The organism is Micromonospora sp. BL4 (assembly GCF_003667505.1).
In the GTDB taxonomy this organism is placed as follows: Bacteria; Actinomycetota; Actinomycetes; order Mycobacteriales; family Micromonosporaceae; genus Micromonospora.
This window is the reverse complement of the sequence record NZ_RCVJ01000049.1, coordinates 1-16,520: the sequence shown is the minus strand read 5'-3', so window position 1 is coordinate 16,520 and position 16,520 is coordinate 1. Positions and strand designations below refer to the sequence as shown.

The window sequence follows — 16,520 nt, the reverse complement described above, 5'->3', positions numbered from 1 at the left end:
GGCGCAGTGCACCGGCACGGGCAGCGGGGAGGCCGGTGCGGTGGACTTCGTCGACGGAGTGCTGGTGCGGTTGGCCGATCCGGGCATCCGCGCCGCGGTCTTCGACGACGCGTCGCTGGCCCATCTGGTGGAGGCCGCGTACGACACCGAGGCGATGCCGGTCGCGCCCCCGTACGCGGCGGTGTTCGACGAGCTGACCCTCGGCTTCGTCGCCGCCCCGGGAACTGGGCGTGGCGCCGACGCCGTGGCTGGAGCACCTGGTGCGGGCCGGTACGGCCGGCCCTGCCTCCCGGCATCCGTGATCGACTCACCGTCACACCAACACCCACGCGCTGCTCTCTGCCGGTGCTGTCCTCTGGCGGCTCGGCGTCCACCCCCGCCCCCCTCGGGGTGGTGGAGGTGGGGGTGGGTGCCACCGGGCGCTGCCCCCGGCAGGTCAGTGTGTGGCCGGCGGGATGCTCTGCTCGTACTGGAAGACGTTGTGGGGGTCGTACTTCGCCTTGATCTTGCGCAGCCGGTCGAAGTTGCGTCCCCAGTAGGCGGTCTCCCATTCCGCCATCCCGATGTTCGGCACGTTGACGTAGGCGCCGTTCACGTAGGGGCGCAGCGCCTGGCTGAACTCGGCGATCCAGGTCTGGGCGATCGGGGTGACGGCGTCGCCGCTGTCCGGCTCCCCACGGGTGCCCCAGCCGGCGCCGGGCTCGGAATAGAAGAGCGCGTCGCGGTGCGGGAAGGCGGCGCCGCCGAACGGTTCCTTCCGCTGCGCCCCCGTACCGAAGGCCTGGGTGAAGAAGTTGCTGTCGTCCGAGGGGGCGTCCTCCATGAATGCGCGGATGATGCTGATCGCCTTCTCGGGGAACGGCTCGCTGGTGAACTGCGAGAAGAACTTCCAGTTCGCGGGCTCGTCCTCGGTCGGAATCTGGAATCCGGCGTAGGTGTCGCCCCAGCCTCCGATCTGCACCGTCACCTCGGGGTTGCCCACCGACAGGACCGGTTCCAACAACTTTCGCGCCTCTGCCTCGGAACCCTCCGCGAGCACCCCGAACAGCAGGATCTCGTTCTTGTGGACCTCGAGTTGGCTGCCGAGACGGGGGTCGGCGAACGGTGCGCTGCGCTGCCATCTGTCGAAGACCCCGTGCAGGTCGTCGAGGCCCTCCCAGGTCGCCTGGAGGTAGGCGACGCTCTTGAGCGGAGCCACCTTGTAGGTGAGCGAGGTGACGATGCCGAAGTTGCCGTTTCCCGCTCCGCGGAGCGCCCAGAGCAGGTCCGGGTGGTTCCACGGGTCCACCTTGAGCACCTCCGCGCCGTCGGCGCCCGACGCCACCACGATCTCCACCCCGATCAGGTTGTCGCAGGCCATCCCGAGGTAGCGGGTGAGGAAGCCGAAACCGCCGCCGAGGGTCGCACCGGACAGGCCGACGCTGCCCTCCGTTCCCGTCGTCGCCGCCAGGTCGTACTCCCCGAGCGCGGTCACCGCCTCCAACTGGTTGAGCCCGGCGCCGACTCGTGCGGTGCGACTGCCGGTGTCGATGTGGGCGCCCTTCAGCTCGCTGACGTCGATCACGATGCCGTTGTCGACGTTCGACCAGCCCTCAAGGCTGTGACGGCCGCTGCGGACCCGCAGCGCGACGTCGTTCTGCCGCGCCCACGTGAGGGCGTTGACCACGTCCCGGGTCTCCTGGGCGAAGACGATGACCAGCGGATAGTGAACGAAGAGTTCGTCCCAGCCGAGGCTCGCGCTCGCGTAGTCGGGGCTCTGGGGACGGACGATACGGCCGGTCAACGTCGCCGGAGGGTAGGTCGCGCTGGACGAGGCACCCAGGTCGTCGGCCGCGATCGCCGAGCTGCCACCGGCCATCATGACCGGGAGCGCAACCGCCCCGGCGCCAACGGCCGTCGCCTTGAGCAGATCACGACGAGAAAGGTCGCGCATGGTCGAATCCTCCCGATCGGCTGGTCGCGCCGACAATTCGACCAAGAGGGCATTTTCCCTCTCATCTGGCGCGAACTCACCGTAATACGGGAGGCTTCTTCGGAGATCTGAGATCTTGTCGCAGAACCCGGTCGGGTGATGCGTCGGGCCTGGTCAGTTGGGGTGGGCGGGCTGGTCCAGGATCGCGCTGAACCGCTCCTCGGCCAGGTCGAGCTGGCTGAAGATGTGCCGCTTCACCGGCAGCGAGAGCGGTGTGTCGGGCCGGCCGATCAGGTCGCGGAAGAGCGGCACCAGCGGCCGGTACTTGATCGCCGAGGAGACCACCTTCGGCCCGACCGTGTGGATCACACCCACTCCGTTGTCGGTGAAGTCCGACACCTTGATCACCCGGGCCCAGGGCTCCCGGTCCAGGCTGACCACCAGATGCTCGCGGTACTGCGTGTTGCGGTCGCGCTGCGGGTCGTACACCGGGTTGGTGACGGCCGCGACCAGCGTCGCCACCCGCGGTCCGAACCGGGCGGCCAGCGTGGCCAGCGCGCCCCCGCGCGGGTCGCCGCCCCCGTCGGCAAGCTCGGCCGGGTGGTCCTCCACAGCGTCGTGCAGCAGGCCGGCGACGATCACGTCGACGTCGCGCACCTGGTAGTGGTGCATCAACCGGATGGCCACCCGCAGCAGGTGGTTGAGGTACGGCTCGCGAACCCGCCGGTCGTCGCGGTGCAGGTCGGCGGCCAGGTCGAGCGCGGCGGTCAGCCGGGCCCGGGCGCTGTCGTCGAACTGCTGGATCTCCAACCGGAAGCGTTCCAGCAGGCCCGGTTCGCCGTGGATCTCGGTGATCGCGTGCATCGGCATACTGCCCAGGTGCGGCGGGAAGTCCATGCGTCACTTATAGCCGATCTTCACCATGGTGATCGCCCCGTGCGTCGCCGACCCGACCCACCGCACCGGGCCGACGCCGTGCGCGCGTCGACCCGGCCGGGAGGGCTCCGGCGCCGCCGCGACGGAGGGCGGGCGGGTCAGGCCGGCAGGCGGTCGGCACCGGCGAGCGGGCCGACCAGGAGCGGAACCAGCGGCGCCGGCAGGACCGGACCGTGGCGCAGGGTGGGCGTCCAGCCGGCGTCGGCGCCCAGGTCGGGGTCGTGCGCCGCGTTGTACGCCGCCAGCAGGTCGACCGGCCGGGCCCGGCCGTCGCCCTGGCGGATCCAGGTGCCCCGCTCGGTGAGCGCGGTGCCGCCCCAGTCGTACAGCAGGTCGGCCGGGGCGACCGCCGCGTCGAGTGTGAAGAAGTTGTTCTGGACGTACAGCGCGGACTGCACGCCGACGCCGAGCGCGTACTGGAAGTCGTTCCCGCCGAGCCGGTAGTGGTTGTTGTAGACGTCGACCTGGCCGAAGCGCACCCGGGGCAGCCGTTGCAGGACGCCGTCGAAGAGGTTGTGGTGCAGGGTGACCCTCAGCCGGCCCACGTCCGGGCCGACCGTGTTGGACGAGCCGATCAGCATCAGCTTGTCGCGCCCGGTCAAGCGATTCCAGGAGGCGGTGACCAGGCTGGCCGTGTGTGTGACGTCCAGCGAACCGTCGTGCACCTGGTACGGCCGTCCGAAGTAGGTCGGTTGGGCGCTGTCCGGGTTGTCGCCGTCGGTGAAGGTGTTGTGGTCGACCCACACGTGTTCGCTGCGGCGTACCGAGATCTGGTCGTACTGGCTGTTCCAGTTGCCGGCCTCGCCGTCGGTCGGTGACCAGGCGGGGAAACAGTCCCGGGCGTCCACGAAGGTCAGGTTGCGGACGATGACGTTCGACGCTCGGTCGATCATGAGGGTGAGCCCGGTCAGGCGGGCGCCGCGCAGCCCGACGATGGTGGTGTTGGGGCCGACGTTGACCTGGGTCTGCCGGGTCTGGTTGGCCACCGAGCGCACCCGGGCCTCCTCCAGCGGCCCGGCCGGCGGCACCCGACCCCACACCGCCGGCTCGTACGCGGCCAGGTAGGCGTCCAGCCGGTACTCCGGGTCGGCCAGGTCGGCGCAGCTCAGCGGCGCGCCGTCGGGCCCCTCGAAGCCGTCGACCGTGCCGTACACGTAGATGAGCTTCGGGGTGGCGTCGGTGGCGTTGCCGGCGTTGTCGCCGCCGAGCGCGTCGACCAGCTCGGCCCGGTTGTGGACCACCCGGGTCCGCTCGGGGGCCGCCGTCGAACCGCCGGTGGTCCCGGTGCCCTCGGCCGCCCAGCCGTCGCGTTCGGGCAGCGCCTGCCGGCCGAGGTGGCGGGCCGCCCAGGAGAGCCCGTCGCCGGCGGAGGCCGGTGAGCCGGAGCGGGGAGCGGCGCCGGCCGGGGCGGCACCGAGCAGGAGGGCCACGACCGTAGCGCCGGTGAGGATTCTGCGCATCGATTCTTCCCGTTCGCTGGTGGTGGTTCGGGAGTCACCAGGAACGGTAGGTTCGGGGTTTTATGAGAGTCAACACCATCTATATGCAGGAATGTTGCAGTTGTCCAGGTCGACGAGCATCGCCCCGACCGCCGTCGGTCGGGTATCCGGGGTTACGTCCGATCTGGCCCGGACGAGTCCGGGCGCTGTTTGCACTCCGGTTGCCGTCGCCCCCTATCCCGCCAGCTCCGCGCGGTACGCCGGCACCGCCCACGGCACCGCCAGCTCGCCCGGCAGCGCCCCCCGCTCGGCCGCCCGGCGCAGCACGTCGGCGACGCCCCGCAGGTGGCGTACCCGCTCCCCGCCGTCGCCCACCACGTCGACCAGATCGCCGTCGAGCAGTCGCGGCTCCGGCGCGGCCCGCAGGGCGTCCAGCAGCGCGGTGAACGGCGCGGTACGGGCCAGCGGGGCGATCAGCGGCACCCCGGCCGGGTCGGCCCGGTGCGCCAGCAGGTTCTCCAGCAGCCCCCGCCGTCCCGGAACCCGGCGGGTCACCACGTCGCCGGGCAGTCGCAACCGGTCCGTCGGGTACTCCAGCACCGCCCGCCCCGCCGTGCCGGTGACCACCACCTCGCCCGCCACGAACTCCTCGGCGGCCAGGGTGACCGCGGCCAGCACCGGCGGGCCGGCGCGGAACCGGACCCGCAACACGGCGGTGTCCTCCACCTCGATCGGTCGTACCCGGTAGCGCTCCACCTCGATGGCGACCGGCCACGGCCGCGCCCCGCCGAGCGCCTCGGCGACCGCCAGGCACTGCATGACCGCGTGCGCGAGCGGGTTGGCCAGCGCGCCGTCCAGCACCGGTCGACCGCCCACACTCCGCCGACCGGCCCAGGGGGAGCGGGCGTAGTAGGCGTCCGGCCGTTGCCACGCGGCGACGGTGGCGATGCCGGTGACCGTGCCGAGCCGGCCGGCGGCCAGCGCGTCGGTCAGCGCGGTCAGCGCCGCCGAGCCGAGCGCCTGGAAGCCGACCTGGGCCACCCGCCCGGCCTCGGCCAGCGCCGCGGTCAGCTCCTCGTGCTCGGCCAGCGACAGCACCGGCGGCTTCTCCAGCAGCAGATCCGCGCCGGCGGCCAGGGCGTCCCGGGCGATCGGCAGGTGGGTATGTGGCGGGGTGCAGATCACCACCACCTCCGGGCGCGCCGCGGCGAGCATCGCACGGTGGTCGGTGAAGACCTCCACCCCGGGCGGCACCGGCGCGTCCGGGTCGTCCTCCACCGGCCGTACGTCGACCAGGGCGACCAGCCGCAGCCGGCCGGCGGCGTGCAGCGGCGCGATCACCCGCCGGTGCCACCGGCCGTGTCCGTTCGCCCCGATCACCGCCACCCGGGGTGGCGACGTCGGCCCGCTCACCGGGCACCGGGCGGTGTCGGTCCGTTCACCGGGCGCCCGCCAGTGTCGCCTCGACGCCGTGCCGTGCCAGCGCGGTCAGCCAGCCGGTCACCTCGGCCCGTACCTCGTCGTCCCCGGCCACCTCGGCCGGGAAGATCTCGCGCAGCGCGAAGACCGCGTCCACCGCGCCGGCCGGCGTCTGCGCCCCCGCGTCCAGCGCGGCCCGGATCGGCCCGGCGAGGGGGTCCTGCAACGGCAGACCCCGGCCGTCGTCGGCGTACCCCAGCGCGAAGCGCAGCCAGGCGGCCACGACCAGCGCGCCCCAGCGGGCGGACCGGCCGGCCGCGCGCAGGTCGGCGATGGTGTGCAGGACCCGCTGCGGCAGCTTCTGCGAACCGTCCGTGGCCACCTGGAGGGTGCGGTAGTGGATCGCGGGGTTGCCGAACCGGGCGAGGACCTGTTCCCCGTAGTCGACGACCCGGACCCCGTCGGGCGGGGTGAAGCTGTGTGCCACGTCCTCGGCGATGAGCCGGCGCAGCACGTCGGCCAGGTGCGGGATCTCCAGCGCCTCGGCGACGGTCTCCCGGCCGGCCAGCGCGCCCAGGTACGCCACGGCCGAGTGCACGCCGTTGAGGGTGCGCAGCTTCAGCCGTTCCCACGGGCCGGCGTCGCCGGTGAGCACCGCGCCGGCGTGCTCCCAGCCGGGCCGGCCGCCGGGGAAGTCGTCCTCGATGACCCACTGCGCGTACGGCTCGGCGGCCACCGCGGCGAGGTCGGTCACGCCGAGCGCCCGCCGGGCCGAGTCGATCGTCTCCGCGGTGGTGGCCGGCACGATCCGGTCCACCATGGTCCCCGGGCAGGTCACGTTGCCCGCCACCCAGTCGACGAGGCCGGCCGGCACCCCGGCGGCCCGCCCGACCGCCTGGTCGACCAGACCGCGCAGCCGCCGGCCGTTGGCCGGCAGGTTGTCGCAGCTGACCAGCGCCACCGGCCCGGCGTCCGCGGCGGCCCGGGCGGCCAGCCCGCGCAGCAGCAGACCCGGCACGGTGATCGGCGGGCGGCCGCCGGCCAGGTCCGCGGCGAGCGCCGAGTCGGGGCACAGCTGGCCGGTCACCGGGTCGAGTTGGTACGCCTTCTCGGTGACCGTCAGCGTCACCACCCGTACCGCCGGGTCGGCGAGCAGCGCCACCACGGCGTCCGGGTCGCTGGCGGCGTGCCGGACCCCGCTGAACGCGCCGACCACCCGGGTGGCACTGCCGGCGGCGGAGAGGCTGCTGACGCTGAACAGGTTGTCCTGCGCGGTGAGCGCCTCGACCAGGGCGGTGCTGCGGGGGGCGACCGCCATGATGCCCCAGTCGCCGCCGGCCGCGCCGATCGCGGCCTCGGTGTAGACGGCCTGGTGCGCCCGGTGGAACGCGCCGAGCCCGAGGTGGACGACGCCGGCCGGCACGGTGCCGGGTCGCACCAGCGGCCGGGCCTCGGCGGGCAGCCGTCGCAGGACACCCAGGCCGAGCCGGGAGGCGCCGACGGTCACCGCCATGCCGGGCCGTCCGGGAAGCGGAACTCGGCGATCGACGCCGGCTTCATGGTGGCGCTGTAGCCGGGCCGCTCGGGCAGCAGGTAGCGGCCGCCACGGGTGCGGACCGGGTCGACGAAGTGTTCGTGCAGGTGGTCGACGTACTCGATCATCCGCCCGTCCAGGCCGGTGCCGACCCGCAGGTAGTCGAAGATCGCCAGGTGCTGGACGTACTCGCAGAGGCCGACGCCGCCGGCGTGCGGGCAGACCGGCACCCCGAACTTCGCCGCCAGCAGCAGCTCCGCGAGGACCTCGTTGACGCCGCCGACCCGGCACGCGTCGATCTGCATCACGCCGATCGCCTCGGCCTGGAGCAGCTGCTTGAAGACCACCCGGTTGGCGGCCACCTCACCGGTGGCCACCCGGCACCGGCCACCGGTCAGCTCGGTCACCGCGCGGGCGATCCGGGCGTGACCGAGGATGTCGTCGGCGTGCGTGGGCTCCTCGATCCAGTACGGGTCGACCTCAGCGAGGGTGGTCATCGCGGTGATCGCCTCGTTGACGTCCCAGACCTGGTTGGCGTCCATCATCAGCAGCGCGTCGGGGCCGATCTCCTCCCGGATGATCCGGGCCCGCCGCAGGTCGTCGGCGAGCGGGCCGCCGACCTTCATCTTCATCGCCCGCCAGCCGTCGTCGTACGCCTGCCGGGTCAGCGCGCGCACCTTGTCGTCCGGGTAGCCGAGCCAGCCGACCGAGGTGGTGTACGAAGCGAAACCACTCTGCTTGAGTTCCGCGAGCCGGCCATCCCCTCCGATCAATCCCTTGTCGAGGATGGCGGCGGCCTCGTCCGGGGTGAGCGCGTCGGTGATGTGCCGGAAGTCGACGCTGGCGACGAGGTCGTCGGTGGGCAGCTCGGCGAGGAACCGCCACATCGGCTTGCCGGCCAGGGTGGCCCGCAGGTCCCAGACCGCGTTGACCAGCGCGCCGGTCGCCATGTGGATGACGCCCTTCTCCGGGCCGAGCCAGCGCAGCTGCACATCGGCGCTGAGTGAACGCCAGAACGCCACCGGCTCGGCGGCGATCTCCTCGACCGTGCGACCCCGCACGTGGTGGGCGAGCGCGCGGACGGCCGCGCAGGTGATCTCGTTGCCCCGGCCGTTGGTGAAGGTGAAACCGGCGCCGGTCGGCCCGGCGTCGGTGCCCAGCTCCACGTAGGTCGCCGAGTAGTCGCCGCGGTTGATCGCGTCCGAGCCGTCGCCCCGCGCGGCGGTCGGGAACCGCACGTCGTGCACCTCGACGGAGGTGATGGTGATGCTCACTGGTTGGCCCCTCCGAAGTTGAAGACCCGCTTGGGCAGCCGGTACGCCAGGTCGACGATGGTCTCGGCGGCCTCGTCCATCGGCAGCCGGTGCTCGGCGACCAGCCGGGCCAGGAAGCCGGCGTCGACCCGGCGCGCGACGTCGTGGCGGACCGGGATGGAGCAGAACGCCCGGGTGTCGTCGACGAATCCGGTGGTGTTGTAGAACCCGGCGGTCTCGGTGACCGTCTCCCGGAACCGGCGCAGCACCTCGGGGGAGTCCAGGAACCACCAGGGCGCGCCGAGCAGCAGCGCGGCGTAGCCGCCGGCCAGGGGCGCCAGCTCGCGGGTGAAGGTGTCCTCGTCGAGGGTGTAGAGCACCACCCGCAGCCGTGGGTCGTTGCCGTAGCGCTCCAGCAGCGGGGCGAGCGCGTGCACGTACTCGGTGGCCTGCGGGACGTCCCCGCCGACGTCGCGACCGTGCCGGGCGTGCAGCCACCGGTTGTGGTTGCGCACCGCGCCGGGGTGCAGTTGCAGGACCAGGCCGTCGTCGAGCGACATCCGGGCGAACTCCACCAGCATGTGCGCCCGGAACGCCTCCGCGTCGGCCGGGTCGGCCTCGCCGCGCCGGCCCCGGTCGTACAGCCGCGCGGCCTCCTCCGGCGCCAGGTCCAGGGTGCGCGCGGTGGGGTGGCCGTGGTCGGAGGAGGTGGCCCCGGCCGCGATGAACGCGGCCCGGCGTGCCCGCAGCGCGGCTAGGTAACCGGCGTACGTGCCGGTGTCCTCCCCGGCCAGCTCGCCGAGGCGGTCGACGTTGGTCGACCAGCCCTCGAACTCCATGTCCACCACGTCGTCGGGACGGAAGGTGGTGACCACCCGCCCGCCCGGCCCGCCCCACCCGTCGGCGGCCAGCTTGGCGTGCTGACCGAGGTCGTCCAAGGGCGACTCGGTGGTGGCGAGGACCTCGATGCCGAACCGCTCGAACAGCGCTCGGGGTCGGAAGTCCGGCTCGGCGAGCCGGGCCGCCAGCTCGTCGTAGAGGGTGTCGGCCGTGGCCGGGCCGAGCGGGGTGTGCACGCCGAACACGGTGCGGAAGGTCTGCTCCAGCCACAGTCGCGACGGGGTGCCCCGGAACAGGTGCCAGTGCGCGGCGAAGCGCTGCCAGATGACCCGGCCGTCGGTCTCCACGGCGCTGCCGTCGCGGGTGGGCACGCCCAGCTCCGCCGGGGGTACGCCCTGGCTGAGCAGCATCCGGGTCAGGTAGTGGTCCGGCACGATGAGCAGTTGCGCCGGGTCCGGGAACGGCTGGTCCTCGGCGAGCAGGGCCGGGTCGACGTGCCCGTGCGGCGAGATGATGGGTTGTTCCGCGGCGAGGGCGTACAGCTCCCGGGCCAGCGCGCGCTGGCCGGGCTCGGGCGGCAGGAGCAGGTCGGTGTCGTCGAACGTGGGCACGGGGATGGGCTCCTCGTCGGTGGGTCAGCGGGGGGTGAGCAGGTCGGCGACCCGGACCGGCTGCCCGGTCTCGAAGGACCGGTTGGCGGCCAGGCCGGTGAGCAGGGCCAGGGCGCCGTCGTCGGCGGTCGCGGCGCGGTCGAGCGGATCGGGGTGGCCACCGAAGAGCACCCCGGTCATCCGCGCGTCCGCGCCGCCGTGCCCGTGCCGGGTGCGGCCCTCGACGGGGATCCGCCGGGGCGGCTCCCAGAACGGCCGCAGGGTGAGCGTCGCGCCGCCGCCCTCGGCCGGCGCTTCGGCGCCGTGCAGGGCGGCGCCCTTGACCGCGCCGGCGGTGCCCCGGTCGACGAAGTCGTTCTCGGTGACCTCCAGCTCCAGCCGGCCCCGGCTGCCGTTGACCATCACCCGGTAACCCTCCCAGGGGGCGTACGCGGTGAGGTGGTAGGTCATCGTGGCGCCGGTGGAGTAGCGGGCGAGCACGGCCATGTCGTCCTCGATGCTCACCCCGTGGGCGAACACGTTGCGGTCGCGCTGGTAGCCGTCCTCGGCCTCGGCGTCGAGGTACAGCTCGCGCAGCCGGGGGTGCGCGTCCAGCCGCAGCGCGAACGGGTCGTCCGCGGCGGCGGGGGAGCCGTACGCCCGCTCGTAGTCGCGGGCGTAGCCGTGCCGGCGGCCGTCCTCGCCGTAGAAGAACAGGCGCCCCGCCGCGTACACCTCGACCGGGGTGGCGTCGAGCCACCAGTTGACCAGGTCGAAGTGGTGGCTGGCCTTGTGCACCATCAGCCCGCCGGAGGTGGCCTTGTCCCGGTGCCAGCGGCGGAAGTAGTCGGCGCCGTGCCGCACGTCGAGCAGCCACTCGAAGTGCACCGAGCCGATCTCGCCGACCGCCCCGTCGGCGAGCAGCCGGCGGACCTGCTCGTGCAGCGGGTTGTAGCGGTAGTTGAAGGCGACCGTCACCCGGCCGCCGGTCTCCGCGACGGCGTTCAGGATCCGCCGGCAGCGGGGCGCGTCCACGGTCATCGGCTTCTCGGTGACGACCTCGCGCCCGGCGCGCAGCGCGGCGACCACGTACTCGTCGTGGGTGACGTCGACGCTGGTGACCAGGACGACGTCGACCCGCTCCTTGTCCAGCATGGCCACGAAGTCGCCGGCCGGGTAGGTCGGCACCGGGCGGTGGCCCAGCTCGGTGAGCCAGCGGTTGTGGGCGTCCATCCGGGACCGGTTGACGTCGGCGAAGGCGACCAGTTCGGTGGTGTCCGCGTGGTCGAGCACCAGGGCCCGGACGAACATCTCCGCCCGCGCGCCGGTGCCCACGACGGCGTGCCGGACCCGGCCGTCGGCTCTGGGTGACATTCGGTCGCCTCCCCGGTGATCCTGCAAAGGTTTGCAGTGAAGTAATCACGATCGATCCGAGTGCGTCAACGACGGCGACGCAATCGGCGGTAAATGTCAGTGTTTGCGAGCCTGGAAGTCGCCAACGGGAGTCCTGACGCAACAGAACCGTAACCATCCACCGTTGACACTGGCGCAACCGTTTGCATTAATGGGCCACACCCACGTGACCGCCGCCACATCGGACGAAGGGGCCGCCGTGCCAGTCACCATCCGGGACGTCGCCCGCGCCTCCGGGGTGCACATCTCCACCGTGTCGCGCACCTTCTCCGCTCCGCACCTGGTCAACCCGGAGACCCGGGTCCGGGTGCTGGCCTGCGCGGAGGATCTGGGCTACCGGCCGAACCGGGCCGCCCGGGCCCTGATCACCGGCCGTACGCACAACATCGGCCTGATCATCGCGGACATCGCGAACCCCTTCTTCCCGCCCCTGATCAAGGCGGCGGAGAGCCAGGCCCGGCACCGCGACTACCACGTCTTCGTGGCCGACACCAATGAGGACCCGACCGCCGAGGAGGAGCTGGTCCACGCCCTGGCGAAGCAGGTGGACGGGGTGCTGCTGTGCAGCCCGCGGATGAGCAACAGCCTGATCGAGCAGCTCAGCCGCGAGGTGCCGCTGGTGGTGGTGAACCGACAGGTCACCGGCCTGCCCTGTGTGCTGATGGATGTCGGGCAGGGCGCCCGGGCGGCGATCGAGCACCTGATCGGCCTGGGTCACACCCGCATCGCGCTGCTCGGCGGCCCCCGCAGCTCGTGGACCAACCGGGAGATGCGCCGCGCCGCCGCCACGGCGGCCCGGGCCGGCGGCGCCGAGCTGACCCTGCTCGGCCCGAACGCGCCCACCGAGACCGGCGGGCACGCGGTCGCCGAGCAGGTGCGGCGCAGCGGCGTGTCCGCCGTGCTCGCCTACAACGACCTGATGGCGATCGGCCTCATCGAGGGGCTGGACGCGCTCGGGGTCCGGGTGCCGCAGGAGGTGAGTGTCGTCGGGGTCGACGACATCGCCCTGAGCCGGTTGACCCGCCCCAAACTGACGACGGTGGCCACACCCACCGGGGCCGCCGGCCGGACGGCCGTCGACATGCTGCTGCAACAGGACACCGAGTCACCGCGTGGTACGCGGGGGCCCGGTGCCGGCACGGCGCTCGGCGTCCGTCGTACGACCGCACAGGTAATGCTCCAGACCGACCTGGTCATCCGCGACTCGACCGGCCCGGGCCCGCAGGCCCGACCGGCACGTCCCCTGGCCGCGCCGCCGGGCCCGGACCCGCATTGCCCTGCGGGCCCGGGCACCCCGACCGCGGCCACCGGTGACGCCGTCGCCTCCTAATGCCGAGGAGTGAGCGCACATGCACCCCGCAACGCCCCCCACCACTGACGCGTCCGTCGGGCGCAGTCACCGTACCTCGCTGCCCCGGCGGCGCCTGCTGCGCGGCCTGCTCGCGGCGACGGTCGCCGCGCCGTTGATGTTCGGCGCCGCTGCCTGCGGAGACGACGACGGCGGCGCCGCCGACCCGAACGCCCCGGTCAAGCTCTCCATCTTCTGGTGGGGCGGTGACGCCCGGGCCAAGCTGACCGAGGACGCCCTCGCCCTCTACACCAAGAAGCACCCGAACGTGACGTTCGAGAAGACCTGGCAGGCCAACCAGGGCTACTTCGACAAACTGGCGACGCTCACCGCCGGTGGCAACCCGCCGGACCTGTTCCAGATCGACGACAACTACCTGGCCGAGTACGCGGCCCGCAACACCACGCTCGACCTGACGTCGTACCAGAAGTCCGGCAAGCTGGACACCTCCAAGTTCCCCGAGAGCCTCTGGCAGTACGGCGTGGTCGACGGCAAGCTCGCCGGCCTGGCCGCCGGGGAGAACACCCAGGGCCTGGTCTACAACAAGACGCTGCTGACCAAGAACGGCCTGCCCGAGCCCACCACCGGGATGTCGTGGGAGCAGCACATCGCCTGGGCCGAGCAGGTGTCGAAGAAGACCGGCGTACCCGGCACCCAGGACCCGAGCGCCGACTACAAGGCGCTCTGGGTCTGGCTGCGCCAGCAGGGCAAGGACCTCTACAAGGGCTCCGAGCTGGGCTTCACCGCCGAGGACGTGACGAGGTGGTTCGACCTGTGGAAGGGCGCCCGGGACCGTAAGGCCACTCCGACCGCCGACGTCATCCACGAGGGCAACTCCAGCGACGTCACCAAGCAGTTGGTGGTCACCGGCAAGTCGGCGACCTCCTGGGTCTGGGCCAACCAGATGCCGGACCTGAAGAAGAACACCAAGGATGAGCTGGGCGTGATCGCCTACCCCGGTGATCCGAGCGCGCAGTGGGCCCGGGCCTCGATGTACTGGTCGGTGTTCAAGGGCAGCAAGAACAAGGACGTCGCGGTCGACGTGATCAACTTCCTGAACAACGACCAGGAGGCGGTCAAGCTGCTCGGCACCGACCGCGGCCTGCCGTCCAACCTGGACCTGCGCCGGGTGGTCAGCGACGACACCACCGACCCGGCCATGAAGCAGTCCATCGCCGTCGAGGCGGAGTTGACCCAGAAGTTCGGCAAGTCCCCGCAGGTGCCGATCAAGGGCCACAGCAAGGTCAAGTCCGAGCTGATCAAGGCCGCCGAGAACGCGCAGTACGCCCGGGCCACCCCCGCCGAGGCCGCCACCCAGTTCATCGAGGCGTGCAAGGCCGCCATCGCCTGACCGCCCCCAGGGTCTGTGTCGAAGTCCCTGGCCGGCCTGCGGCGGGCCCAGACAACGCCCGGCCGCGTTGGAGATTGGTCCGGATACAACACCGGTATCCGGACCAATCTCCGCCTTGCCGGACCGCCGCCTGGACTCCGCCTCGGCTCGACCGGGGGACTTCGACACAGACCCAACGCGAGGAGAGGAGCTGTTCGTGGCGCTGACCACGGCACCCGACCCGACCCGACGCGGCCCCGGCACCGACCGGGCCCACGCCGAGAGGCGCGGGCCCGGTCGCCTCCGGCACAGCGAAGGTCTGGCGGGGTACGTCTTCCTGTCGCCGTGGCTCATCGGCCTGATGGGTGTCACGGCGATCCCCATGCTGCTGTCGCTCTACCTGAGCTTCACCAACTACGACATCCTCACCCCGTTCTCCGAGGTGGAGTGGGTGGGGCTGGCCAACTACGAGCGGATGTTCACCGCCGACCCGTCGTACTGGCACGCGGTGCGGGTGACCCTGACCTTCGCGCTGATCGCCGTACCGCTGAAGCTGGCCGCGGCGCTCGGCGTGGCGCTGCTGCTCAACCGCGCGTGGCGCGGGGTCGGGCTGTTCCGTGGGCTGTTCTACCTGCCGTCGCTGCTCGGCGGCAGCGTCGCGCTGGCCATTGTCTGGGTCAACATGTTCAACCGCGACGGCGCGTTCAACTCGTTGCTCAGCCTCTTCGGCATCCAGGGCAAGCCCTGGGTCAACGACCCGGACTGGGCCCTGGAGACACTGATGGTGCTGGCCATCTGGCAGTTCGGCGCGCCGATGGTGATCTTCCTGGCCGGGCTCAAGCAGGTGCCCACCGAGCTGTACGAGGCCGCGTCGGTCGACGGCGCCGGCCGGTTCCGCCAGTTCCGCAACGTCACCCTGCCGATGCTCTCCCCGGTGATCTTCTTCAACCTGGTGCTGGAAACGATCAACGGCTTCCAGGGCTTCACCGCCGCGTTCGTGCTCAGCAACGGCACCGGCGGACCGGTCGACTCCACCCTGATGTACACGCTGAACCTCTACATCACCGGCTTCACCGACCTCGAAATGGGCTACGCGTCGGCCATGGCCTGGGTGTTCCTGCTCGCCATCGCGGTGATCACCGCGATCTTCTTCAGCACCGGGCGGTTCTGGGTGCACTACTCCGACGGGGAGGACCGGTGATGGTGGCGGTGACCCCGACGGCCGGCGTACCGACCGGACCGGCGCCGACCGCGCGCCGACGACCGGCCGGCCGGCCGGTGCTGCGACTGCTGATCCTGGTGGCGATCGTCGCCGTGGTGCTCTACCCGCTGATCTGGATGGTCGGCACCTCGGTGAAGTCCCAGGAGGAGATCGTCAACAACGTCGGGCTGCTGCCCGAGCGGTTCACCCCGGGCAACTACACCGCCGGATGGTCCAACTTCGACGTCAGCTTCGGCCGGTTCTTCCTCAACAGCGCCATGGTCAGCCTGCTCACCGTCGTCGGCAACGGGCTCTCCTGCCTGCTGGCCGCGTACGCCTTCGCCCGGCTGCGGTTCCGGCTGCGCGGCATGTGGTTCGCCGTCATGATCGGCACGCTGCTGTTGCCCCAGCACGTGCTGATCGTGCCGCAGTACATCCTGTTCCGGACCCTCGGACTGGTCGGCGGGGACTGGCCGTACCTGCCGCTGCTGATCCCGCAGTTCCTGGCCACCGAGGCGTTCTTCGTCTTCCTGATGGTGCAGTTCATGCGGGGCGTTCCCCGCGAGCTGGACGAGGCGGCGCGGATCGACGGCGCCGGCCCGTACGGCATCTTCCGACACATCATCCTGCCGCTGAGCCGCCCCGCGCTGGTCACCACCGCGATCTTCTCGTTCATCTGGACCTGGAACGACTTCTTCCGGCAGTTGGTGTTCCTCTCCCAACTGGAGGACTACACCGTGCCGGTCGCGCTGACCCTGTTCATCGACTCGACCAGCCAGAGCGCGGTCGGGCCGATGTTCGCCATGTCGGTGCTGTCGCTGCTGCCGGTCTTCCTGTTCTTCGTCGCGTTCCAGCGGATGCTCGTCGAGGGGATCAACACCAGTGGCATCAAGGGCTGAGCCGGTGGACACCGCCGGCCGGCGGGACTGGCGCGACATGGTCCGGGACGCCGCCGACCTGGCGCTGCTCGGCATCCTGCTGGTGCTGGCGGCGGCGCCGCTGCTGACCGTCGCCGCGGCGGCGGGCACGGCCAGCGCGGCGGTGCACGACTGGACCCGTACCGGCGGTTGGCCGACGGCGCGGGCGACCCTGCGCCGGTTCGGCCGCTCGGTGCTGCCCGGTGTGCCGGTCAGCCTGCTCGCGCTCGCCGTGGCCGGGCTGCTCGCCGCCGACCTGGCCGCCCTGGCCACCGGCCGGGTGCCGGGCGGTCCTCCGGCGCTGCTGGTGACCGCACTGGTCACGGCCGGCCTGGCCGGCTACGCCGGGTTGGTCGTCGTCGAGGTGGGCGGCAACGGGGGCGGGCGG

Annotated in this window: 12 protein-coding genes and 1 pseudogene; 5 read left to right on the top strand and 8 right to left on the bottom strand. The window is 72.1% G+C overall.

The genetic code is table 11. From position 1 onward, the window contains the following. Positions 1-436 precede the first annotated feature (436 nt). The 8 genes from EAD89_RS02165 to EAD89_RS02130 all read right to left on the bottom strand — a co-directional run bounded on the left by EAD89_RS02165 (position 437) and on the right by EAD89_RS02130 (position 11,297). Complete coding sequence (locus EAD89_RS02165) at positions 437-1,933, bottom strand: FAD-binding oxidoreductase (protein ID WP_121674497.1); 1,497 nt, start codon at positions 1,931-1,933, stop codon at positions 437-439. 153 nt (positions 1,934-2,086) lie between these two features. Further along, positions 2,087-2,809, bottom strand: coding sequence for an HD domain-containing protein (locus EAD89_RS02160; protein ID WP_121653243.1), 723 nt, complete (start codon positions 2,807-2,809; stop codon positions 2,087-2,089). 137 nt (positions 2,810-2,946) lie between these two features. Continuing rightward, on the bottom strand, positions 2,947-4,308 hold the full coding sequence (locus tag EAD89_RS02155) for a polysaccharide lyase family 1 protein (protein WP_121674496.1): 1,362 nt from the start codon (positions 4,306-4,308) through the stop codon (positions 2,947-2,949). Between the two features lie 213 nt (positions 4,309-4,521). Further along, the gene (locus tag EAD89_RS02150; RefSeq protein WP_121674495.1) at positions 4,522-5,700 is read right to left on the bottom strand and encodes a Gfo/Idh/MocA family protein; all 1,179 of its coding nucleotides are present in this window, start codon (positions 5,698-5,700) and stop codon (positions 4,522-4,524) included. A 25-nt stretch (positions 5,701-5,725) separates the two neighbouring features. Beyond that, positions 5,726-7,219, bottom strand: coding sequence for a mannitol dehydrogenase family protein (locus tag EAD89_RS02145; protein ID WP_121653240.1), 1,494 nt, complete (start codon positions 7,217-7,219; stop codon positions 5,726-5,728). Next, a complete protein-coding gene (locus EAD89_RS02140; protein ID WP_199733386.1) occupies positions 7,210-8,514 on the bottom strand; it encodes an enolase C-terminal domain-like protein in 1,305 nt (434 codons plus the stop codon). The genes EAD89_RS02145 and EAD89_RS02140 overlap by 10 nt, the downstream gene beginning before the upstream one ends. After that, a complete protein-coding gene (gene uxaC, locus EAD89_RS02135) occupies positions 8,511-9,944 on the bottom strand; it encodes a glucuronate isomerase (protein WP_121674494.1) in 1,434 nt (477 codons plus the stop codon). Before uxaC ends, EAD89_RS02140 begins: the two co-directional genes overlap by 4 nt. A 24-nt stretch (positions 9,945-9,968) precedes the next feature. Next, on the bottom strand, positions 9,969-11,297 hold the full coding sequence (locus EAD89_RS02130) for a Gfo/Idh/MocA family protein (RefSeq protein WP_121674493.1): 1,329 nt from the start codon (positions 11,295-11,297) through the stop codon (positions 9,969-9,971). 238 nt (positions 11,298-11,535) lie between these two features. Between EAD89_RS02130 and EAD89_RS02125 the strand changes: the two genes are divergently transcribed. The 5 genes and pseudogenes from EAD89_RS02125 to EAD89_RS02105 all read left to right on the top strand — a co-directional run. Continuing rightward, positions 11,536-12,666, top strand: a complete 1,131-nt coding sequence (locus tag EAD89_RS02125) for a LacI family DNA-binding transcriptional regulator (RefSeq protein ID WP_121674520.1) — start codon at positions 11,536-11,538, stop codon at positions 12,664-12,666. Between the two features lie 19 nt (positions 12,667-12,685). Next, complete coding sequence (locus EAD89_RS02120) at positions 12,686-14,035, top strand: ABC transporter substrate-binding protein (protein WP_121653237.1); 1,350 nt, start codon at positions 12,686-12,688, stop codon at positions 14,033-14,035. Between the two features lie 196 nt (positions 14,036-14,231). Continuing rightward, a complete protein-coding gene (locus EAD89_RS02115) occupies positions 14,232-15,215 on the top strand; it encodes a carbohydrate ABC transporter permease (protein WP_121674492.1) in 984 nt (327 codons plus the stop codon). Then, positions 15,215-16,114, top strand: a complete 900-nt coding sequence (locus EAD89_RS02110; RefSeq protein WP_121674491.1) for a carbohydrate ABC transporter permease — start codon at positions 15,215-15,217, stop codon at positions 16,112-16,114. Before EAD89_RS02115 ends, EAD89_RS02110 begins: the two co-directional genes overlap by 1 nt. A gap of 4 nt (positions 16,115-16,118) precedes the next feature. Next, a pseudogene (locus EAD89_RS02105) lies at positions 16,119-16,520 on the top strand (hypothetical protein); the annotation flags it as partial.